Below are 20,497 nucleotides of genomic sequence, written 5' to 3'. Positions count from 1 at the left end.
ATTATTCGTTCTTCACATTCAAGTTTACCCCAGAATAAAATCCAAGATCCTGATCGTTCAACATTTTAGTGTACAGTGCAATCTGACCCGTATGGTAAGATAAATGCTCTGTTACATGGATAATATTGCCCACCCCAGAAAAATTAAACCCTTGAACATAACGTTTGCGCAAAAGCTCATGTAAGGGAGCATCATAAAATGCTCTTTTAGCTTCATCGACCGTATCTTCTAGTTTTTTGATTAACTCAGCTTTGGTGTAGCCAGATTCGGTGGCAAATTCTTCATCCCGTTTACGTTCATCCTCCAAGTTTTGAATGGAAGCAATCCCATATTGGGTGATGTTTCCGCATAAATGAAGAATAAGATTTGCAATGCTGTTGCACGAGCTGTTCGGCTTCTGCCAAACTTGTTCTTCAGAAAGTTGATCTAAACAAATTTTGATCATACGGAGGTTTTCGTTCATACGATACCCTGCATTCCAAACCAATTCTTCTTGGAGTTCTTTTTCTTTATCCATTCTCAAGAATATAATGTTCCAATTGTTTTAAACTGATCTTACCTTCATAAATGGCTTTGCCTATGATTGTGCCCTCACAACCAATTTCAGCAAGTTTGGGGAGTTCGTCAAAAGTGGAGATTCCTCCACTGGCAATTAAATGTAATCCTTTTTTGGTTTGGGACAGCATTTTTTTGTATAACTGGAATGATGGTCCTTGTAACATACCATCCTTACTTATATCTGTACAAATCACATAGGTTATGCCTTCCGATTGGTATTGTTGAACAAAAGGAATAAGTTGTAAATCTGATTCTTCTTGCCAGCCAGAAACGGCCACCTTTTCATTATTGGCATCTGCACCCAGAATAATTTTTTCGGGCCCATATTTTTCCAACCAACCCAAAAACGTGTCTCGGTCTTTTACAGCGATACTCCCACCTGTGATTTGTTTTGCACCACTTTCAAAAGCAATGTGCAGATCTTCATTGGATTTTAACCCTCCACCAAAATCAATTTGAAGATTGGTTTTTGATGCAATGGACTCCAAAACTTTATGGTTGACAATATGTTTGGATTTTGCGCCATCCAAATCCACCAAATGAAGATGTTGAATACCATGTTCCTCAAACTCCTTGGCTACTTCCAAAGGGTTTTCGTTATAGACTTTTTTGGTATTGTAATCGCCTTTGGAAAGACGCACGCATTTACCGTCAATGATATCTATGGCTGGTATTATCCTCATACTTATAGATTTAAGAAATTTTGTAAAATTCCACTTCCTACTTCACTACTTTTTTCTGGATGAAACTGTACCCCATAAAAATTATCTTTCTGCAAAGCAGCGCTATATTCGACCTCATATTCAGATAAAGCAATGGATTCTTTACCGATAGGTGCATAAAAACTGTGCACTAAATAGATGTATGATTTATCAGGAACATTGGCAAAAAGCTCACTTTTTAAATCTGAAATCTGGTTCCATCCTATTTGAGGAACTTTTACTTTGTTTGAAAATTTTACCACATCCAAATCAAAAATTCCTAATCCTTCGGTGTTGCCCTCTTCAGAAGCATTACACATGAGCTGCATGCCCAAACAGATGCCCAAAACTGGTTGTTTTAGCGTTGGAATAAGCGTATCCAATCCCGTGGCTCTTAATTTTTCCATAGCGGAACTTGCCTCGCCAACTCCAGGAAAAATAACTTTATCGGCATTTCGGATTTCTTCGGCATCATGACTCAAAACGGCTTCATATCCTAACCGTTTTATGGCAAATATGATGCTTTGAATGTTTCCTGCGCCGTAATCGATAATTACAATTTTCATTTACTTAAAATCTTGATGTCATTTCGAGCAAAGCGAGAAATCTAGATTTCTCAGTCGCGAGCTCCTTCGAAATGACGGGAATTTATAACATGCCCTTCGTAGAGGGTAATATCATTTTTTCAGCATCTCGTTTTACCGCCATTTTAATGGATTTGGCAAAAGCCTTGAATATAGCTTCAATTTTATGGTGTTCGTTGGTACCTTCGGCTTTAATGTTCAAGTTCGCCTTGGCTCCATCAGTGAACGATTTAAAAAAGTGCATGAACATTTCGGTTGGCATATCTCCTACTTTCTCTCGCTTGAATTCGGTATCCCAAACCAACCAATTTCGACCACCAAAATCGATGGCCACTTGTGCCAAGCAATCATCCATGGGCAATGCGAAGCCATAGCGTTCAATACCAAATTTATTGCCCAAAGCTTTGGAAAACAGCTCTCCCAATGCAATTGCTGTGTCTTCAATGGTATGGTGTTCATCTACCTCCAAATCACCATCTACTTTAATATCTAAATCCATTTGTCCATGTCTGGCCAATTGGTCCAACATATGGTCAAAAAATGCCAATCCTGTGTTGATATTGCTTTTTCCAGTTCCGTCGAGGTTTATTTTGATTTGAATATCAGTCTCATTGGTTTTACGTGAGATTTCAGAAACACGATTTTCCAATTTCAAGAACTCGTAGATTTTCTCCCAATCATTACTTTCCAGAGCGATGAAGTCATCCAACTCCTCACGTTTTACTGTGATTTCCCCTGTTCCTAAATGGGTATTGTCATTGATGAAGATGCCTTTGGCTCCAAGATTCTTGGCCAACTCCACATCTGTCAAACGGTCACCGATCACAAATGAATTTTCCAAATCATATTCCTCGGAAAAATAGGAAGTCAACATGCCAGTGCCGGGTTTACGAGTGTCGGCATTGTCCTTTGGAAAGGTTTTATCGATGTAAACCGCATCGAAAACCACACCTTCATTTTCAAAAGATTTGATGATAAAATTATGTACGGGCCAAAAGGTATCTTCGGGAAAAATATCGGTTCCCAACCCATCTTGGTTGGTGATCATCACCAATTCATAGTCCAATTCCTTTGCAATTTTTCCTAAATACGTAAATGCCTTGGGATAGAAAATCATTTTTTCAAAGGCATCTATCTGCTCATCGATAGTTTCTTTGATGATGGTTCCATCACGATCAATAAATAGTACTTTTTTGGCCATTAGTTCAATTCTTTTAAAGTGGCTATCAATTTTTTGTTTTCTTCTGGTGTACCAACGGTAAAGCGCAAAGTGTTTTCACAAAGCGGCTGCGTACTGCGGTTTCGCACCACTACTTGTTTTTCCAAAAGTTGTTGGTAGCGTTTGTTGGCATTATCGACCTTGGCCAACACAAAATTGGCGTCGGTGGGGTATATTTTTTCTACAAATTCCAAGTTATTTAAAGCAGTGATCAGTTGATTTCGTTCCTGTAGTATTTGTAGTATTTCTTTATTGACCAAATCTTGGTTTAAAACACGCTCGAGTGCTCTTTGCTGAGTTAATTGATTGACATTGTACGGTGGTTTGATTTTGTTCAAAACCTTAATTATTTCTTCGGATGCATAGCATATGCCTAACCGAATACCTGCCAAACCATAGGCCTTTGACAAGGTTTGCGTCACGATTAAGTTGGGATAGTTATTCAGTTGCGATAACCAACTTTCATCTTTTGAAAAGTCGATGTAGGCTTCATCGATAACAACCAATCCACTGAAAGATGCCAATAATTGTTTGATTCTTTCTTTTTTAAAGGAATTTCCTGTGGGATTGTTCGGCGAACAAATAAAAAGTAGCTTGGATTTGGCATCCACTACGCCTAAAATTTCTTCTACATTCGGTTCAAAATCGTCAGTCAGAAACACCTCCTTATTTTCCACCGCATTAATACCCGACAACACCTTGTACATGCCATAAGTTGGTGGCAAAGAGATGATGTTATCCTGATTTGGTTCGCAAAACGCCCTGTAAATTAAATCCAATACTTCGTCGCTTCCATTACCTAACAAAATTTGACTTTCTGATACTCCTTTTTGTTCGGCTAATAATAATTTTAAGCTGCGTTGATATGGGTCGGGGTACCGATTTACCCCATTATCGAACGGGTTCTCGTTTGCGTCCAAGAATAGCATTTCGGAACCATCGGAGACATATTCGTCTCGTGCCGAAGAGTATGGCTGTAGTTTTTGTACGGACTCCCTAACCAATGTATTTAAATCAAACCCTTTCATTGTTTCAAACTATTTAATCTAAGGGTTACGGCGTTTTTGTGTGCTTGTAATCCTTCTGCTTCGGCCATTAATTCTATGGCAGTCCCGATCCCTTGAATTCCCTTTTCTGAAATCTTCTGAAAGGTCATGCTCTTCATAAAACTATCCAGGTTTACACCGCTGTATTGTTTGGCATAACCATTGGTCGGCAAGGTGTGGTTGGTGCCGGAAGCATAATCACCCGCACTTTCTGGGGTGTAATTTCCTATGAAAACCGAACCAGCATTCTGGATATTATCCAAATAAAATTCCTCGTTTTCCACACAAACAATAAAGTGCTCCGGACCATATTCGTTGATGAGCTCTATGGCTTCTTTATCGTCTTTGACCAAAATCAATCTACTGTTGCCGATAGATTTTCGAGCAATATCGACTCTTGGTAGTTGTTCAAGCTGAATTTCAACTTCCTTTTCAACAGCTTCAATCATTTTCTCAGAAGTAGAAACCAAAATAACCTGACTGTCTACTCCGTGTTCGGCCTGACTCAATAAATCCGAAGCAACAAATGCAGCATTGGCAGAATCATCAGCAACCACCAACAACTCACTCGGACCCGCAGGCATGTCGATTGCCACACCATACTTGGTGGCCAATTGCTTTGCAACGGTTACATATTGGTTACCTGGACCAAATATTTTGTACACTTTCGGAACACTCTCCGTGCCAAAGGTCATCCCTGCAATGGCCTGAATACCTCCAACCATAAAAATTTGTGTTACGCCACAAAGTTGGGCGGCATATAAAATGGCAGGATTGATTTTACCATTTTTATCTGGCGGGCTACATAGTACTATTTCTTTGCAGCCGGCAAGCTTCGCTGGAATGGCCAGCATCAAAATGGTTGAAAATAGAGGTGCTGTTCCGCCTGGAATGTACAACCCCACTTTTTGAATAGGACGTTTTTCCTGCCAACATTCCACACCAGGCATGGTCTCGACTTCAACTTTATCAGTTTTTTGGGCTGCGTGGAACTTTTCAATATTGGATTTGGCCAAATTGATAGCTTGCTTTAAAGCATCTGAAACGTTGTTGTTGGCAGTTTCAATTTCTGAAGCAGTCACTAAAACAGAGTCCAATTCTACCTTATCGAATTGCGCAGTGTACTTTTTGATGACCCCATCACCACCGGTCTGTACAGCCTTAAAAATATCGTTCACCGTTTCCTCTATGTCGGAAACAGTCTGTGTTGGCCTTTGAAGTAGTTTTGGCCAAGTGTCTTTATCTGGATATATATACTTTTTCATGGTTTTAGTCTTTTGATCATGTGAAAGCCCAAGGCTTCGTAACCTTGGTTTTCCCAGAATTGTTTACCTCTGTTATTATTGGCATAACAGTTAAGTTCCATGGTTTCGCAACCTATGGATTTTGCATAATCCGTTAAAAAGGACATCATTAAGTCGCCGATTTTCTTTCCTTGATATTCGGGATCAATAATCACATTATCCGGTTCCAAATGCTTTCCTGCATAGAGTTTGTTCAGTTCCCATACCCCACATATTCCCACTAATCTTTCTTGATCATAAACCCCGATACATTTATATCCCATGGGAATCATAGCGGCCAATCGTTGCTGTAAGATATCCATGGAAACCTTTTTATTGTTCAGCACAAATGCCAAAGGTAAAATTGAGGACAGATTCTCTTCGGGAATCCATTTTATGTTGAACTCACCTATCATTCTACCTAATTTTAAAGGACCATTTTTTCGATTGGACAAACCAAGATACCTTCTGCTCCCGCTTGTTTCAGTTCATCGATTACTTCCCAAAAAGTCTCTCGATTTATTACCGTGTGCACAGAGCTCCATCCTTCTTCAGCCAAGGGCAATACCGTGGGGCTCCGCATTCCGGGGAGAATGGAAATAATCTCGTCCAGTTTCTCGTTTGGTGCATTCATGAGCACATATTTGTTCTGGCGTGCCTGCAAAACCGATTTGATCCTGAACTGTATTTTTTTTAAGAGTTCTTTGCGCTCTTCGGAAATGGTAGGCGAAACAGCTAGCACCGCTTCACTTTTTAGCATTACCTCGACTTCCTTTAAGTTGTTTTTGAACAACGTACTACCGCTCGAAACAATATCACAGATTCCATAGGCCAAACCGATATTGGGAGCAATTTCCACGGAACCATTTATAATATGAAGTTCTGCGTTTACCCCTCTGGCGGCCAGATACTCCTTGACCGTGTTTGGGTAGGAAGTTGCGATTTTCTTCCCTTCGAAATCCTTAATGGAATTGTAACTCTCGCTTTTTGGAACTGCCAGGGAAACCCGACATTTGGAAAATCCCAAACGTTCGGCTATGGAAATGTCCTTCCCTTTTTCTATAAGGACGTTTTCACCAATAATGGCTATGTCCACTACCTCATCTCGCAGGTACTGTGGAATATCCCCATTTCTTAGATAAAATACTTCCAAGGGAAAATTGCGGGAAGTAGCTTTTAATTGATCTTTCCCGTTGTCTATGGAAATACCGCAATCTTTTAAAATTTTGAGCGAATCTTCGTTTAAACGCCCACTCTTTTGAACAGCAATTCTAATTTTTGTCATTTTTCAAGTTTTTGTCCGAAAAACCAAAGGGGTACAAAAAACAAACCCGTTTGATTTCTCAAACGGGTTAGAATATATTTTAAATACAGCAATACATTCCTATCTCGCTTGAGAGCAAGTATAAAAATGATGATGATGTACGTTATTCGTTTTCATTATACGTCAAAAGTAGGATATATTTTTATATCAAAAAAGAGTTATTTAGTTATTTCCCAAAATTAATGGTAGGCCGTCGTCTCCCGATCCTACCACGATTACTTTGGTATTTGGTGATTCGGATAGTTTTATTGTTGCGTCTATGCCTTTGTCCTGCAATATTTTATCGGTAAGTGAAGCACTTAAAATACGGTTGGCATCTGCCTTACCTTGTGCTTCTATCCTAACTTTTTCAGCTTCTTTTTCTGCTGTGACCAATCTAAATTCGTACTCCAAAGATTCCTGTTCTTGTTTTAATTTGCGTTCAATGGCATCTTTAATAGTGGGAGGCAATGTTACATCCCTTACCAATACTTCGTTCAATTGGATGTATTGATCCTCAACTATTTTTTGGGTTTCTTCAAATATCTCTTGTTGTATGGCATCCCTTTTGCTCGAATAAAGTTGTTCGGGCGTATATCTTCCAACAACACTTCTTGCCGCAGAGCGTATAGCGGGAAGAAGTACTCGGTCGATGTACTGTTCGCTTTTTTCTTGGTGTAGTTTTCCCAATTCATCGTATTTAGGCTGGAACCATACGGAAGCTTCCAATTTAATATCCAGTCCGTTCGACGATAGCACATTCATTTTTTCGGTTTTTTCCTGCTGTCTTACTTCGTAAATATATACCCTGTTCCAAGGCGCTACTAAATGAAAGCCTTCTCCCAAGGGTGGGGCATCCGTAACAACACCGCCACCAAAGGTTTTATACAATACACCTGCTTCACCGGAACCTATGGTCACTGCAGATTTTGAAATGATGATAATTAAGAAAATAACCGTTGCCAGTGCAGGCAACGCAATCTTGGGCAATTTGTCCATTTTTACTTCTATTTATATTAATCCATTATATTTTCTGATGAACCACTCCGACGTTAGGGATAGAGCAATCAATCCCAATAAAATACGGAAATCTATTAAAGATACGACATTCTCCTTGGTCTTTTGTACGGGCAAGAATTTTCCGGAAGTGGTCAATTCCGATTGTAAATCGTCCAGATTGTTCAAAAAGTAAAGGTGTCCGTTACTTTTGGATGCCAAACGACCCATTTTTTTATAGTTGGCGGAGATTAATTGCTTCTCGGGATTAAAGTCCAAGATTCTAAAGGTCCCGGACCTATTCAAGTTTTCATCTTCCACCTTGACGTTAAATTTATAGGTGCCGGCCTCTAAGTTGCTTAGATCGATTTCGTAAAAGCCCCCTTTAAGAAGTAATGGAGATACTCTGGTAAAATCATTGTCTTCTCCTTCTATTTTGATAGAAATACTTGCGTTGGCATTAAACTGGTAGCTTTCATCAAAATAGGAAGCTCTGATCTTGGCCATATTGGCATTGTCAAATACAAGTTCGTAGTCCAGTTCCAGTCGATTCCGTTGTTTATTGGAAACTAGATAAATCATTAAATTACCTATAAAGTCATCAAACTTTTTAAAATTTTGCTCGTTTCTGTACGTTTGGGCCCTCCATCTCCAAATATCTTCCCCGAACAATATCGCTTCCTTTTTATTGCGCTCCGTAAGAATGGTGAATAGGGGTTTATCCAAATTTACACCTTGTAACTGTTGGTACATTAAGGTTTCGCTCTCCTTGTTAAGTTCTATTTCACCCAGGGTTCCTTGCAGGGGCGGAAAGTCGTCAACCGAAAATTCGCCCAATCCAAACATCCCAAATGCATTGTTTAAAACGGGTAAAACATCCTCTTGCTGCCTACTGCCGGATACCGCAAAGCTATTTTGCGAGGCATTCACAAAATTCCAATCTGTTTTTGTCCCTACAATAGTGAGATAGTTTCCCCCATATTTTTCCAAATAATCGTATGTAGTTTTAAAATTCCTGTTAGGCTGATATAGGATGAACAAACCTATTTCTTCCAACTCGGATGGGGTGGCATCTGGCTTTAGAAGGATTACGGAGCGTTGTTCGTTGGATTCAATGGATTTTTTGAGCGCACCGATATCCGGATGAAGTATATCCGAAACAATCGCAATATTGGTTTTTTCATCGATGACCTCTATGGCCGTTTCTTTGGAGTTATTGGTAACATTTCGTTCACTGTCCAAAGGTCTGATTTCTATTTTTATGGTTTTAACCCCTACACTTTTTGCCTCGACCAAAGTTTTAATCGTCCGGCTGTTATTTTCCGTGCTCAGTTCAATACGTTCCTGGTGAACCCTACTGCCATCTAGATAAATAGAAATGGTACTGGATGCTGAACTGTTTCCTTGATAACGGACAGAGGTCTCAATCGGAAAGGTATTACGTAAAAATGCGTATTTATTAACGTTGATAAAGCCTACGGCGATATCCTCGTATTGAGTGGTGTCACCTACAATTACGGGATTTACAGTTAAATTGTCCTTTAAGTTGATGTATTCGAAATCCTTGCCCAAGGTCTGGTTCCCATCAGAAAATAATGCAATAACATTGTTTCCGTTTACAAATACATCATTTACGGTAGTCAACGCTTTGGAAAGATCCGTATTTCCTTGATCAAAACGAATGGAATCGGTTACTGAAACAATATCGCCAAAACCATATTGATGCACAGCAAACCTATCGTTTATGGCTTCATTCTGCTTTATTTGTTGTATGGCTTGGTAAATTTCGCCCTCTGATGAGGCTTCCTGCATGGATTCGGAATGGTCCACCAATAGAATCAAATTGGCTTTTTCGATAAAATAATCCCTATTGACAAACTTTGGATTTATCAAAAGTAAAAGGCCGCAAAAAAAGGTGACAAACCTCAGTGCGGCCAATATAAATTTAAGTGAACCCTTTCTCGGGTCTTTATGGTAATATTGAAAATAGACAAGGGCAAGCGCGGCAGCAACTGCTAAAACAATAAGAAGTACCGTGCTCATTTCCATTCACTTATGTTAACATTCCACCATCAACGTTCAATACCTGTCCGGTGACATAATCAGATAAGTCCGATGCCAAGAAAACACAGGCGTTGGCAACATCCTCGGGGCTACCACCTCGTTTTAAAGGAATACCTTCCCTCCAACCTTGAACTGTTTTTTCGTCCAACTTTTCGGTCATTTCAGTTTCGATAAAACCTGGCGCAATGGCATTGCAACGTATATTCCTAGACCCTAGTTCCAAGGCAACGGATTTTGTAAACCCGATCATTCCTGCTTTGGAAGCTGCGTAATTGGTCTGACCCGCATTGCCTTTTACTCCAACCACACTGCTCATATTGATTATAGAGCCTTTACGTTGCTTCAACATAGTACGTTGCACTGCTTTGGTCATATTGAAAACTGATTTTAGGTTGATTTCGATTACTTTATCAAAATCGTCCTCTCCCATTCGCATCAATAAATTGTCCTTGGTAATGCCTGCATTGTTGATGAGTACATCAATCCTGCCATCAAAATCCTCCAAGACCTTGGCAACAAGTGCTTCGGACTCTTCAAAACTTGCGGCGTTACTTTTATAGGCTTTGGCTTTGACGCCAAGTTTGGTCAATTCTTGTTCCAGTTCCAATGCTGGAGCTTCACTAGAGCTGTAAGTAAACGCCACATTTGCTCCATGTTTGGCAAATACTTCTGCGATTCCTTTTCCAATGCCCCTACTTGCTCCTGTTATAATTACGTTTTTCCCTTCCAAAAGTTTCATAAATCGATGGTGTTTGAATGGTTATTAACCAAATATAGTCGTTGTTTTATGTTTAGACGAAAAAAAATCCCGCATAAAACGGGATTTAGTATGGATTTAACGGTTGATTATCCAACCACTTCTTTAACTTTTACGCCAATTTCTGCGGGAGAATCCACAACATGGATACCACAGTCGCGCATGATTTTTTTCTTGGCCTGTGCGGTATCATCACTACCGCCTACAATAGCTCCGGCGTGTCCCATGGTACGTCCGGCAGGAGCAGTTTCACCAGCAATAAAACCTACAACAGGCTTTTTGCTACCGCTTTCTTTGTACCATCTTGCCGCTTCGGCCTCCAATTGGCCACCAATTTCACCGATCATTACCACACATTCGGTTTCCGGATCGTTGATCAACAATTCAACAGCTTGTTTTGTCGTGGTCCCGATAATAGGGTCACCACCAATTCCAATGGCTGTTGTGATTCCCAATCCCTGGCGAACAACTTGATCGGCAGCTTCATAAGTCAATGTTCCGGATTTGGACACAATGCCTACTTTTCCTTTTTTGAAGACAAATCCTGGCATAATACCAACTTTTGCCTCACCCGGAGTAATTACTCCTGGGCAGTTTGGACCGATCAACGTACAGTCCATATCCTTGATGTAATCGTTGGCTTTTACCATATCCGCTACGGGAATACCTTCGGTAATGGTAATGATCACCTTGATTCCTGCATCGGCAGCTTCCATAATGGCATCCGCAGCAAATGCGGGTGGAACAAAAATAATCGTGGTATCGGCACCAACTTCTTTTACAGCTTCGGCAACGGTGTTGAAAACTGGTTTTCCCAAATGTTCCTGACCACCTTTTCCTGGGGTCACACCACCGACTACGTTGGTTCCGTATTCAATCATTTGTTCGGCATGGAAAGTTCCTTCACTACCGGTAAATCCTTGTACAATTATGTTTGAATCCTTGTTTACTAAGACGCTCATATATTTAACTTAATGTAGATACAAAAATATGGTTTACTAAAGTTTTTTTCTATTGATTTCTTAAATCTTTTTTAGTTTTTTCAAGATTTCTGGAATCTTTTTGATGTATGCAATTTGTTTGAGTTTTTCCCGAGCTTCCTCGGCCGGGTAACCAAAATAGGTTTTACCGCCTTCCAGGGATTTGGATATACCCGATTGGGCCAATATTACCGCCTTTTTCCCAATGGTAGCACCACTGGTGATACCCACCTGGCCCCAAAGTGTCACTTCATCCTCAATAATGCAACAACCAGCGATACCTACGTGGGATGCGATCAAACATTTTTTTCCGATAACAGTATCGTGCCCCACTTGGATTTGGTTATCCAATTTAGCCCCTTCTTTTATGGTAGTTGAGCCTGTTACTCCACGGTCAATGGTGCATCCGGCTCCAATATCCACATTGTTCTCTATCACGACATTCCCTCCGGAAAGCAATTTGTCAAAACCTTCGGGCCTGTTTTTATAGTAGAACGCATCGGCCCCCAGCACGGTTCCTGCATGTATGGTTACGTTATCGCCCAATTTGCATCCATCGTAAATGGTTATGTTGGGATGAATTACGCAATTTTTACCAATTTCTACATGGTTGCCGATAAATACGTTGGGCTGGATAATGGTTCCCTCCCCTATTTGGGCAGTGGATGCAATAGATGAAGCAGCACTTTCAAACGGTTTGAAATGACGCGTTAACTTATTGAAGTCTCTAAAAGGATCATCCGAGACAAGCAAAGCTTTACCTTCTGGACATTCCACCTCTTTATTGATGAGAACTACGGTAGCCTTTGACTGCAGTGCCTTGTCATAATACTTGGGATGGTCCACAAATACAATGTCACCTTCTTCCACCACATGGATCTCGTTCATGCCCAGAACAGGAAAATCCTTATTCCCTACAAAATCGGCATCAATAAGTTCCGAAATTTCTTTTAAGGTATAGGTTTTTGGGAATTTCATTCAGCCTTATTCTTTGGAGCGCTCCAAATAGGAAGCTTTCTCAGTATCGATTTTTATCTTATCGCCTTCGTTGATAAAAAGAGGAACATTGATCGTGGCCCCAGTTTCTACCGTTGCCGGTTTTGTTGCGTTTGTAGCCGTGTTTCCCTTCACACCTGGCTCAGTGTGGGTAACTTCCAAAACTACGCTTGCGGGCATTTCAACGGAAAGCGGCATGTTGTCCTCGGCATTGAAAATAATGGTTACCACTTCACTTTCTTTCAAAAGATCGTAAGCATCCAATGCGTCTCTTTGCAATGCGATCTGAGTGTAATCGTCGGTGTTCATAAAATGATATGTTTCACCTTCGTTGTACAAAAATTGATAGCTGCGTGTTTCTACACGGACGTCCTCAATTTTATGACCGGCGGAAAAAGTGTTGTCGATTACTTTTCCGGTGGTTACGCTCTTTAATTTGGTACGGACAAATGCAGGCCCTTTACCTGGTTTAACATGAAGAAACTCCACAATTTTGTAGATGTCGTTGTTGTACTTGATGCACAATCCTTTTCTTATATCTGAAGTACTTGCCATAAATTTTAGTTTGAACTGAAATATCCTTTCATAATTCCTCTCTGCGAATCTCTGATGAATTGAAGAATCTCATCCCTTTCCGGGGTTGCCTCCATTTCTGCTTCTATAATGGACGCAGCTTGGGAATTGTTATAGTTTTGTTGATAAAGTAGTCTGTAAATATTTTGAATCTCACGAATCTTATCGGATTCGAAACCTCTTCTTCGCAATCCAATGGAATTGATGCCAACATAGGAAAGTGGTTCTCTTGCGGCCTTTACATAAGGAGGTACGTCTTTACGAACCAAGGAACCACCTGTTACAAATGCGTGGTTTCCAATGGATACAAATTGGTGAACTGCCACCATACCTGCCAGAACTACATTTTGACCTATGGTGACGTGTCCTGCCAAAGTGGAATTATTGCTAAATATACAACCGTCGCCCACCAAACAATCGTGTGCAATATGGCAATAGGCCATAATTAGACAATTGTTGCCGATAACGGTCTTCATCCGGTCGGATGTTCCCTTGTTGATAGTGGCGCATTCACGAATGGTGGTATTGTCGCCAATCTGGACCGTGGTATCTTCTCCTTGATATTTTAAGTCCTGGGGCATGGCCGAAATTACGGCACCGGGGAATATATTACAGTTTTTCCCGATACGGGCGCCCTCCATAATGGTCACATTGGAGCCTATCCATGTGCCTTCACCTATGGTAACATTGTTGTGTATGGTGGTAAAGGGTTCAATTACCACGTTTTTGGCAATTTTGGCCCCGGGGTGAACATATGCTAAAGGTTGGTTCATCTACGAATCTGTGTTTTTTGTTTTTACGATCTGCGCCATTAGTTCTGCTTCCGAAACCAATTTCCCGTTGGCATAGGCATAGGCCTGCATATGGCAAATTCCTCTTCGGATGGGCGAAATTAGATCACATTTAAAAATTAAGGTATCTCCCGGAACTACTTGTTGCTTAAATTTTACCTTATCGATCTTCATAAAGAATGTTAGGTAATTCTCAGGGTCGGGAACAGTGCTCAATACAAGAATTCCTCCTGTTTGAGCCATTGCTTCCACTTGCAATACCCCTGGCATTACCGGTGCACCAGGAAAATGGCCCACAAAGAACGGCTCGTTCATGGTCACGTTTTTTACGCCCACCACATGTGTGTCGGATAGTTCCAAAATCTTATCGACCAATAAAAATGGAGGTCTGTGCGGCAGTCTTGCCATAATTTCGTTCACATCCATCAATGGTTCTTGGTTCAGGTCGTATGTGGGAACTTTGTTCCTTTTCTCGATCTTTATGATTTTGGATAGTTTTTTTGCAAACTGGGTGTTTACAAAATGCCCGGGTTTGTTGGCGATTACTTTTCCTCTGATCCGGGTTCCGGCAAGTGCCAAATCGCCGATCACATCCAATAACTTATGACGTGCAGCTTCATTTGGGTGGTGCAAAGTCAGGTTATCCAAAATACCGTTGGGCTTAACGGAGAGTTTTTCTTTATTGAAGGCTTTCTCCAACTTTTTCATGGTGGATTCGGAGATTTCCTTGTCCACATACACAATGGCATTGTTTAGGTCCCCACCTTTTATTAGTCCATGCTCCAACAACATTTCGAGTTCATGTAGAAAGCTAAATGTGCGGGCATCGGCAATTTCTTCTTTAAAATCCGACATTTTTTCCAATGTGGCATTCTGTGTTCCCAAAACTTTGGTGCCAAAGTCTACCATGGTGGTTACTTGGTATTCTTCTGCGGGAATAATGGTGATTTCGCTTCCCGTGGTCTCATCTTTATAAGAAATCACATCTTTTACCACATACTCTTCACGTTCCTGCTCTTGTTCCACTATCCCGGCCTCTTCCAAAGCTTCGACAAAAAATTTGGAAGAACCGTCCATGATCGGAGGTTCCGGTGCATCCAACTCTATGAGAACATTGTCTATATCCAAACCTACCAAAGCTGCTAAAACATGCTCCGATGTATGGATTTTGACTCCGTTCTTTTCCAGATTGGTTCCACGTTGGGTGTTTACCACATAATTGGCATCGGCCTCTATTATGGGTTCACCTTCGAGATCTATTCTTTTAAACGCAAAACCATGGTTTTCGTCAGCAGGAAGAAAACTCATTGTTACATTTTCCCCAGTGTGCAATCCTACACCTTGTAGGCTTACTTTTTTGGCTATTGTGCGTTGTTTGTTACTTGTTTTGCTCACCTTCAACTTTTTTTTCTATGTTGGAGATTTGATTTGCCAATTTTGGCAAATTCTTAAAGTGTACGTACGATTTGTTGAAATCACCATAATTTAAGGCAGGAGATCCCTGGAGTACTTCATCGTCCTTTACATTTCTGCCTATTCCGGATTGTGCCTGTATACGAACCCTATCGCCAATGGTAATATGCCCTACGATACCTACCTGGCCGCCAATCAAACAGTTTTTTCCAATTTTGGTGGAACCAGCTACACCTGTTTGGGCCGCAATGGCTGTATGTTCACCAATTTCCACGTTATGGGCAATCTGGATTTGATTGTCCAGTTTTACTCCCTTCCTTAATATAGTGGACCCTAGGGTTGCTCGGTCTATTGTAGTTCCTGCACCAATATCAACGTTGTCCTCTATAATAACGTTGCCTGTTTGGGGCACTTTACTATATTCTCCGTTGGCATTGGGCGTAAATCCAAATCCGTCCGCACCGATAATGGCACCACCATGGATTACACAGTTGTTGCCGATTATGGTTTCGGAATAGACTTTGGCTCCTGCAAAAACGATTACATTGTTTCCAATGGTCACGTTATCGCCAATGTAGGCATTGGGATAGACTTTTACATTATTGCCTATGTTCACATTGTTTCCGAGGTAAGCAAACGCTCCCAGGTAAAATTCTTCGCCATACTTTGCGGTTTCCGAAATATAACAGGGGTTTTCTATACCCACTTTGTTATTTTTAACCTGATTATAGTATTCCAATAATTTGGAAAAGGATTTGTACGCATCATCAACTTTGATCAATGTTGTTGTAATGGACTGCTCTGGAACAAAATCCTTATTTACTATAGTAATGGATGCCTTGGTGGAATAAATATAAGAGGTGTATTTAGGATTGGCCAAAAAGGTCAACGACCCTTTTTCACCCTCTTCGATCTTAGATAATTTATGGACAGCGATTTGAGGATTTCCCTCAACTTCCCCCTCTAGGATTCCGGCAATTTGGGTAGCTGTAAATTTCATTGGTGCAAAAGTAACAAAATTTGTTAAACGGCTTTCTTAGGATAACAGCTATAATATTTGGTCACGGTTTTTGCCAGTGCTTTTAAGCTGAGTTGGTCCGATTCCTTCAGAACATCCGATATTTTGCCGTTACTCTTTAAAATTTTGATGGCCTCATCTTTGCTATAGGCCTTGTTGGATATCTCCCCTTGAAACACAAAATTGGAAGCTTCTTCTATGGAAAGATCGTGTTTTTCCATGATCCAATTCAATTTCTCTTCCATTTTTTCTGTGGAAAGGGCCCTTTTCTTTACCTTAACATGGAGCAGTCTTCTTTCCAATAGCATTTTGCAAAGTTTGGATAGGACAAAATCTTCATGGAATTGCCAAGTTTTCAGAGCTCCCAGGATATCCATATCATCAAGATTGGCAAAGGTCTTTAAAATTTCGGCATTAAATTTCAACGTGCCATTGTTCTTTAAAAAAAACAATAAGGGCTTGCTGCAGGTAAGTTCGGTGTTTTTACTCAAGAGAAGGCGGGCGCGTTGCATGACCCGGACCAATAATTGTTCCGCTACCAATCCAGTTTTGTGCAAATACACTTGCCAGTACATAAATCTACGGGCCATCAAAAATTTTTCCACCGCATATATGGCTTTCTCTTCCAACACTAAGTTTCCTTCCACTACATTGAGCATGGAAATAAGCCTTTCCGAATTTATGTTGCCTTCCGTTACCCCAGAATAAAAACTGTCCCGCTTTAAATAATCCAATCGGTCCATATCCAGTTGACTGGATACTAATTGGTTTAGAAAGGTTTTTGGGTAATCCCCCTTAAAAATGGCAATGGCCGTATCCAATTGTCCATTGAACTCTTTGTTGAGCTCCTGCATAAATTTTAAGGAAATCTGCTCATGGCTAATTTCCTTGGCAACAAAGCCCTCCAAGGCGTGGGAAAATGGTCCATGACCAATATCGTGAAGCAATATGGCGCACAGAAGGCCTTTTTCTTCCTCTTCGGTTATGGGAACGTTTTTTATTTTTAGTACCTGGATGGCCTTAGTCATTAAATGCATACTGCCCAAGGCATGTGAAAACCGAGTGTGGTGAGCTCCCGGGTACACCAAATAAGAAAGCCCCATTTGGGATATTCGCCTCAGCCTTTGAAAGTAAGGGTGGGCGATCAGACTAAAAATTAGTTCGTTGGGAGTTCCAATAAAACCGTAAATTGGATCGTTGAAAACATTAAGCTTATTGGTTTTTACCAAAGTTTTTTGTTTTATTTCCCACAAAGATAACTACTATATGAACAAGATTACAATTCTATGGGTCGATGATGAAATAGACCTGTTAAAACCACACATATTATTTTTACAAAGTAAAGGGTACAATGTATTTACGAGCCAGAGCGGACAAGATGCCATCGAGGAGATCAAGGAGACCTTTTTTGATATTGTGTTTTTGGATGAAAATATGCCAGGTCTTTCTGGTTTGGAAACCTTGACCGAAATAAAAAAATACGATGGTTCCATTCCTGTGGTGATGATCACCAAAAGTGAGGAAGAATACATCATGGACGAGGCGATCGGATCCAAAATCGCCGACTATCTTATAAAACCCGTAAATCCCAACCAAATTTTATTGTCCCTAAAAAAGAGTTTGGACAACTCCCGATTGGTATCGGAAAAAACTACAGCCAATTATCAACAGGAATTTCGAAAGATTGCTATGGACCTTTCCATGATCAATACATATGAGGAGTGGATGGAGCTGTACAAAAAATTGATTTATTGGGAATTGGAACTGGAACAGATCGAGGATTCCGGAATGTTCGAAATACTGGAATCCCAAAAAGTGGAAGCCAACTCGCAATTCGGAAAATTTGTGGACAAAAACTATAAGGAATGGTTCAAGGGCGATAACGCTCCCATTATGTCGCATACCTTGTTCAAAAATAAAATACAACCGGAGCTGGAAGGCAGTAAAACCCTTTTGGTGGTCATAGATAACTTAAGATATGATCAATGGTTGGCATTTGAGAAATCTTTATCCGTGCATTACAAGAAAAAACAGGAATGCGCGTATTTCAGCATTTTGCCAACGGCTACGCAGTATGCCCGTAACGCCCTTTTTTCTGGCCTAATGCCCTCGGAAATGGAAAGGCGTTATCCGGATTGGTGGAAAAATGATACGGACGAAGGAGGGAAAAATCTTTTTGAAGCAGAGTTTTTGGGCGAGCAATTACAACGTTTGGGGCTGGATTTAAATTGGGAATACCATAAAATTATCAACCTAAAGCAAGGAAAACAATTGGCACAAAATTTTAAATGCCAAAAAGACAACGACCTAACAGTGGTGGTATATAATTTTGTGGATATGCTCTCCCACTCCAAAACCGAAATGGAAGTGGTAAAGGAACTGGCCTCTAATGATAAGGCATATAGGTCGTTAACCCTTAGCTGGTTTAAAAACTCTCCCCTACTGGAAATAATCCAGCAGGCACAGGATTTGGGCATGAAATTGATCCTGACCACCGATCATGGTACCATTAATGTAAAGCAACCTTCCAAAGTTATCGGTGATAGAGAAACTAGCTTAAATCTGCGCTACAAAACCGGGCGAAGCCTAACTTATCAAGAAAAAGAAGTGCTGGCAACAAAGAACCCACAAGAAATACATTTGCCCAACATTAACCTGAGCAGCAGCTTTATTTTTGCAAAGAACGACCTCTTTTTTGCCTATCCCAATAATTATAATCATTACGTAAGTTACTACCGCAACACTTATCAACATGGTGGGGTTTCTTTGGAAGAAATGATTGTTCCTTTTGTAGTTTTGGACCCTAAATAGTATCATTTTGAAGAGAACTTTTCGGTTAGATGAAATCCAAGATGTGGCAATACAATTGCTGCAGGAAGCTCCAAATAAAATTTTGTGCCTCTATGGCGAAATGGGCGTGGGCAAAACCACTTTGGTAAAGGCCATGGTAAAGGAACTTGGCGCGGCCGATGTGGCCAACAGCCCTACATTCGGTTTGGTTAACGAATATTCGGATAAAAATAACACCCCCCTGGCCTATCATTTCGATTTTTATCGACTCAACGATGAAATGGAGGCGTTGGATATGGGGTTTGATGATTACTTGAACTCGGATGCTTGGCTATTTATAGAATGGCCCGATAAAATATCGTCCTTACTACCGGAAGATGCTGTGGGGGTATTCTTGCATTTTATCGATGAAAACACACGTTCAATCGAGTTAAATATTTCTTAAAAGTCAATAGGTCTATATTCAAACAAATTATTGTTCTGGACGGGTCATTTTCGACAAAGTGTTGTTTTTTTGCGTTTAAAAACCAATTTTACCGATAAATGGCATGGAAAGTTGAAATATTTTCCTACATTTGTTCAGAAGAATGAATTCATTTATTAACCAAAAACTCTTTTACGATGAACACTAAAAAAGTTTTTTTTGGATTGCTAGCTGTTGCATTTTTGGCAATGACTGCTGTTTCTACAGATGTTGTTAAAGTTGACAAAGATCAAACTACTAGCATCAAGAAAAAGGATATCAAAAAATTATAATTTTGATATCCTTGTAAGAATGAGATGACCCTGTTTTTTAAATAGGGTCATTTTTTTTACAATAATTTGAACTTTTTTATGTTATCACCAGTAATGAGCAGCAAAAAAAGTATCAGAAAAAAATTCATTTTGGAGGGAATATTTGCAATCTTAATTGCTATAACCCCTATTATGTTTTATTGGTATAAATACATTCCCGTAGGTAGTACGTCATATTCGTTTTTAGGAATTGAATTTGGAAACAATGGTTTTAATGATGTAGCAGATTCCTTTTATTACTATTTTGGTAAAATTGTACCATTGCTGCTGTTGATAATTTGGTTTATTACCTCAAAAGAATGGTGGTATTACACCATCTTGATTCCGATTGCCATGTACAGCTTTCAATTGTTTTCTGTCTTAACCTTTGAATCGGGTATTGTGGATGAAAATGAAATCTTGTACATAATTGCCGTAACCATGGTAGTGATTCCCGTTGTTTATTTTATTAGGGTCAAGTTGGTGGATAAACACGTACATGGCATCGATCTTGAGGCTATGGATACCGAACTTCAAATTCTTAAGGAAAAAGAGGAATTGCGCAAGGAACGCGAGAAATTGGAGCAACGCCAAAAGACTACTTCAAAAAAAATGTAAATTTGCTCAAATGCCCTTGGGGCGTTTAGAATA

Annotated in this window: 22 protein-coding genes; 4 read left to right on the top strand and 18 right to left on the bottom strand. The window is 40.2% G+C overall.

All coding sequences use genetic code 11. The features are described from left to right. Nucleotide 1 precedes the first annotated feature (1 nt). From AB9K32_RS04840 to AB9K32_RS04755, 18 genes are all read right to left on the bottom strand, one after another. On the bottom strand, nucleotides 2-517 hold the full coding sequence (locus AB9K32_RS04840) for a DinB family protein (RefSeq protein WP_224836941.1): 516 nt from the start codon (nucleotides 515-517) through the stop codon (nucleotides 2-4). After that, nucleotides 510-1,241: a 1-(5-phosphoribosyl)-5-[(5-phosphoribosylamino)methylideneamino]imidazole-4-carboxamide isomerase gene (hisA, locus tag AB9K32_RS04835; RefSeq protein ID WP_252079737.1), complete on the bottom strand. Its 732-nt coding sequence runs from the start codon at nucleotides 1,239-1,241 to the stop codon at nucleotides 510-512. Before hisA ends, AB9K32_RS04840 begins: the two co-directional genes overlap by 8 nt. A 2-nt stretch (nucleotides 1,242-1,243) precedes the next feature. Next, a complete protein-coding gene (hisH, locus tag AB9K32_RS04830) occupies nucleotides 1,244-1,825 on the bottom strand; it encodes an imidazole glycerol phosphate synthase subunit HisH (protein WP_369884521.1) in 582 nt (193 codons plus the stop codon). A gap of 82 nt (nucleotides 1,826-1,907) precedes the next feature. Then, nucleotides 1,908-3,044: a bifunctional histidinol-phosphatase/imidazoleglycerol-phosphate dehydratase HisB gene (hisB, locus tag AB9K32_RS04825; protein ID WP_369884520.1), complete on the bottom strand. Its 1,137-nt coding sequence runs from the start codon at nucleotides 3,042-3,044 to the stop codon at nucleotides 1,908-1,910. Continuing rightward, nucleotides 3,044-4,090, bottom strand: a complete 1,047-nt coding sequence (hisC, locus tag AB9K32_RS04820; RefSeq protein ID WP_369884519.1) for a histidinol-phosphate transaminase — start codon at nucleotides 4,088-4,090, stop codon at nucleotides 3,044-3,046. The genes hisB and hisC overlap by 1 nt, the downstream gene beginning before the upstream one ends. After that, nucleotides 4,087-5,373 carry a histidinol dehydrogenase gene (hisD, locus tag AB9K32_RS04815; RefSeq protein WP_369884518.1) on the bottom strand — a complete coding sequence of 429 codons (1,287 nt, stop codon included), beginning with the start codon at nucleotides 5,371-5,373 and terminating at the stop codon, nucleotides 4,087-4,089. Before hisD ends, hisC begins: the two co-directional genes overlap by 4 nt. After that, on the bottom strand, nucleotides 5,370-5,807 hold the full coding sequence (locus tag AB9K32_RS04810; protein ID WP_224836947.1) for a GNAT family N-acetyltransferase: 438 nt from the start codon (nucleotides 5,805-5,807) through the stop codon (nucleotides 5,370-5,372). The genes hisD and AB9K32_RS04810 overlap by 4 nt, the downstream gene beginning before the upstream one ends. Before the next feature lie 11 nt (nucleotides 5,808-5,818). Then, the gene (hisG, locus tag AB9K32_RS04805) at nucleotides 5,819-6,676 is read right to left on the bottom strand and encodes an ATP phosphoribosyltransferase (RefSeq protein WP_369884517.1); all 858 of its coding nucleotides are present in this window, start codon (nucleotides 6,674-6,676) and stop codon (nucleotides 5,819-5,821) included. A gap of 201 nt (nucleotides 6,677-6,877) precedes the next feature. Next, entirely contained in the window at nucleotides 6,878-7,693 is an 816-nt protein-coding gene (locus AB9K32_RS04800; protein ID WP_224836949.1) for a prohibitin family protein, read from the bottom strand. Nucleotides 7,694-7,705: 12 nt separating this feature from the next. Then, nucleotides 7,706-9,733: a VWA domain-containing protein gene (locus AB9K32_RS04795; RefSeq protein WP_369884516.1), complete on the bottom strand. Its 2,028-nt coding sequence runs from the start codon at nucleotides 9,731-9,733 to the stop codon at nucleotides 7,706-7,708. 10 nt (nucleotides 9,734-9,743) lie between these two features. Next, nucleotides 9,744-10,493 (bottom strand): 3-oxoacyl-[acyl-carrier-protein] reductase, encoded by a 750-nt coding sequence (fabG, locus tag AB9K32_RS04790; protein WP_293295258.1) that lies wholly within the window; start codon nucleotides 10,491-10,493, stop codon nucleotides 9,744-9,746. A gap of 107 nt (nucleotides 10,494-10,600) precedes the next feature. Then, nucleotides 10,601-11,473: a succinate--CoA ligase subunit alpha gene (gene sucD, locus AB9K32_RS04785; protein WP_369884515.1), complete on the bottom strand. Its 873-nt coding sequence runs from the start codon at nucleotides 11,471-11,473 to the stop codon at nucleotides 10,601-10,603. A gap of 60 nt (nucleotides 11,474-11,533) precedes the next feature. Next, the gene (lpxD, locus tag AB9K32_RS04780; RefSeq protein WP_369884514.1) at nucleotides 11,534-12,469 is read right to left on the bottom strand and encodes a UDP-3-O-(3-hydroxymyristoyl)glucosamine N-acyltransferase; all 936 of its coding nucleotides are present in this window, start codon (nucleotides 12,467-12,469) and stop codon (nucleotides 11,534-11,536) included. A 6-nt stretch (nucleotides 12,470-12,475) separates the two neighbouring features. Further along, nucleotides 12,476-13,042 (bottom strand): elongation factor P, encoded by a 567-nt coding sequence (gene efp / locus AB9K32_RS04775; protein ID WP_224836954.1) that lies wholly within the window; start codon nucleotides 13,040-13,042, stop codon nucleotides 12,476-12,478. A 5-nt stretch (nucleotides 13,043-13,047) separates the two neighbouring features. Next, nucleotides 13,048-13,833: an acyl-ACP--UDP-N-acetylglucosamine O-acyltransferase gene (gene lpxA, locus AB9K32_RS04770; protein WP_224836955.1), complete on the bottom strand. Its 786-nt coding sequence runs from the start codon at nucleotides 13,831-13,833 to the stop codon at nucleotides 13,048-13,050. Continuing rightward, complete coding sequence (locus AB9K32_RS04765; protein WP_224836956.1) at nucleotides 13,834-15,246, bottom strand: bifunctional UDP-3-O-[3-hydroxymyristoyl] N-acetylglucosamine deacetylase/3-hydroxyacyl-ACP dehydratase; 1,413 nt, start codon at nucleotides 15,244-15,246, stop codon at nucleotides 13,834-13,836. Further along, nucleotides 15,230-16,264: a UDP-3-O-(3-hydroxymyristoyl)glucosamine N-acyltransferase gene (gene lpxD, locus AB9K32_RS04760; protein WP_224836957.1), complete on the bottom strand. Its 1,035-nt coding sequence runs from the start codon at nucleotides 16,262-16,264 to the stop codon at nucleotides 15,230-15,232. Before lpxD (AB9K32_RS04760) ends, AB9K32_RS04765 begins: the two co-directional genes overlap by 17 nt. A gap of 23 nt (nucleotides 16,265-16,287) precedes the next feature. After that, nucleotides 16,288-17,511, bottom strand: coding sequence for an HD domain-containing protein (locus AB9K32_RS04755; RefSeq protein ID WP_369884513.1), 1,224 nt, complete (start codon nucleotides 17,509-17,511; stop codon nucleotides 16,288-16,290). Between the two features lie 37 nt (nucleotides 17,512-17,548). Here AB9K32_RS04755 and AB9K32_RS04750 point away from each other — a divergent pair, with 37 nt between their 5' ends. The 4 genes from AB9K32_RS04750 to AB9K32_RS04735 all read left to right on the top strand — a co-directional run bounded on the left by AB9K32_RS04750 (nucleotide 17,549) and on the right by AB9K32_RS04735 (nucleotide 20,464). Next, a complete protein-coding gene (locus AB9K32_RS04750) occupies nucleotides 17,549-19,093 on the top strand; it encodes a PglZ domain-containing protein (RefSeq protein ID WP_369884512.1) in 1,545 nt (514 codons plus the stop codon). Nucleotides 19,094-19,100: 7 nt separating this feature from the next. Beyond that, on the top strand, nucleotides 19,101-19,517 hold the full coding sequence (gene tsaE, locus AB9K32_RS04745; protein WP_369884511.1) for a tRNA (adenosine(37)-N6)-threonylcarbamoyltransferase complex ATPase subunit type 1 TsaE: 417 nt from the start codon (nucleotides 19,101-19,103) through the stop codon (nucleotides 19,515-19,517). Nucleotides 19,518-19,693: 176 nt separating this feature from the next. Beyond that, complete coding sequence (locus AB9K32_RS04740; RefSeq protein WP_293295263.1) at nucleotides 19,694-19,828, top strand: hypothetical protein; 135 nt, start codon at nucleotides 19,694-19,696, stop codon at nucleotides 19,826-19,828. Between the two features lie 171 nt (nucleotides 19,829-19,999). After that, a complete protein-coding gene (locus tag AB9K32_RS04735; RefSeq protein WP_293295264.1) occupies nucleotides 20,000-20,464 on the top strand; it encodes a hypothetical protein in 465 nt (154 codons plus the stop codon). Nucleotides 20,465-20,497: the final 33 nt, after the last annotated feature.

Origin of the sequence: Allomuricauda sp. XS_ASV26, assembly GCF_041224615.1 — a bacterium.
GTDB classification, from domain to species: domain Bacteria; phylum Bacteroidota; class Bacteroidia; order Flavobacteriales; family Flavobacteriaceae; genus Flagellimonas; species Flagellimonas alginolytica.
Note: the sequence above shows the minus strand (reverse complement) of the source record. Positions and strands in the feature narration are given on the sequence as shown.

Excerpts from the sequence above, each read along its gene's own strand:
- hisC (WP_369884519.1), bottom strand. The coding sequence starts at position 4,090 with ATGAAAGGGTTTGATTTAAATACATTGGTTAGGGAGTCCGTACAAAAA.
- hisB (WP_369884520.1), bottom strand. The coding sequence starts at position 3,044 with ATGGCCAAAAAAGTACTATTTATTGATCGTGATGGAACCATCATCAAA.
- sucD (WP_369884515.1), bottom strand. The coding sequence starts at position 11,473 with ATGAGCGTCTTAGTAAACAAGGATTCAAACATAATTGTACAAGGATTT.
- fabG (WP_293295258.1), bottom strand. The coding sequence starts at position 10,493 with ATGAAACTTTTGGAAGGGAAAAACGTAATTATAACAGGAGCAAGTAGG.
- hisG (WP_369884517.1), bottom strand. The coding sequence starts at position 6,676 with ATGACAAAAATTAGAATTGCTGTTCAAAAGAGTGGGCGTTTAAACGAA.
- efp (WP_224836954.1), bottom strand. The coding sequence starts at position 13,042 with ATGGCAAGTACTTCAGATATAAGAAAAGGATTGTGCATCAAGTACAAC.
- lpxD (WP_369884514.1), bottom strand. The coding sequence starts at position 12,469 with ATGAAATTCCCAAAAACCTATACCTTAAAAGAAATTTCGGAACTTATT.
- hisA (WP_252079737.1), bottom strand. The coding sequence starts at position 1,241 with ATGAGGATAATACCAGCCATAGATATCATTGACGGTAAATGCGTGCGT.
- AB9K32_RS04740 (WP_293295263.1), top strand. The coding sequence starts at position 19,694 with ATGAACACTAAAAAAGTTTTTTTTGGATTGCTAGCTGTTGCATTTTTG.
- lpxD (WP_224836957.1), bottom strand. The coding sequence starts at position 16,264 with ATGAAATTTACAGCTACCCAAATTGCCGGAATCCTAGAGGGGGAAGTT.
- AB9K32_RS04750 (WP_369884512.1), top strand. The coding sequence starts at position 17,549 with ATGAACAAGATTACAATTCTATGGGTCGATGATGAAATAGACCTGTTA.
- hisD (WP_369884518.1), bottom strand. The coding sequence starts at position 5,373 with ATGAAAAAGTATATATATCCAGATAAAGACACTTGGCCAAAACTACTT.
- AB9K32_RS04840 (WP_224836941.1), bottom strand. The coding sequence starts at position 517 with ATGGATAAAGAAAAAGAACTCCAAGAAGAATTGGTTTGGAATGCAGGG.
- AB9K32_RS04795 (WP_369884516.1), bottom strand. The coding sequence starts at position 9,733 with ATGAGCACGGTACTTCTTATTGTTTTAGCAGTTGCTGCCGCGCTTGCC.
- lpxA (WP_224836955.1), bottom strand. The coding sequence starts at position 13,833 with ATGAACCAACCTTTAGCATATGTTCACCCCGGGGCCAAAATTGCCAAA.
- AB9K32_RS04735 (WP_293295264.1), top strand. The coding sequence starts at position 20,000 with ATGTTTTATTGGTATAAATACATTCCCGTAGGTAGTACGTCATATTCG.
- hisH (WP_369884521.1), bottom strand. The coding sequence starts at position 1,825 with ATGAAAATTGTAATTATCGATTACGGCGCAGGAAACATTCAAAGCATC.
- AB9K32_RS04810 (WP_224836947.1), bottom strand. The coding sequence starts at position 5,807 with ATGATAGGTGAGTTCAACATAAAATGGATTCCCGAAGAGAATCTGTCC.
- AB9K32_RS04800 (WP_224836949.1), bottom strand. The coding sequence starts at position 7,693 with ATGGACAAATTGCCCAAGATTGCGTTGCCTGCACTGGCAACGGTTATT.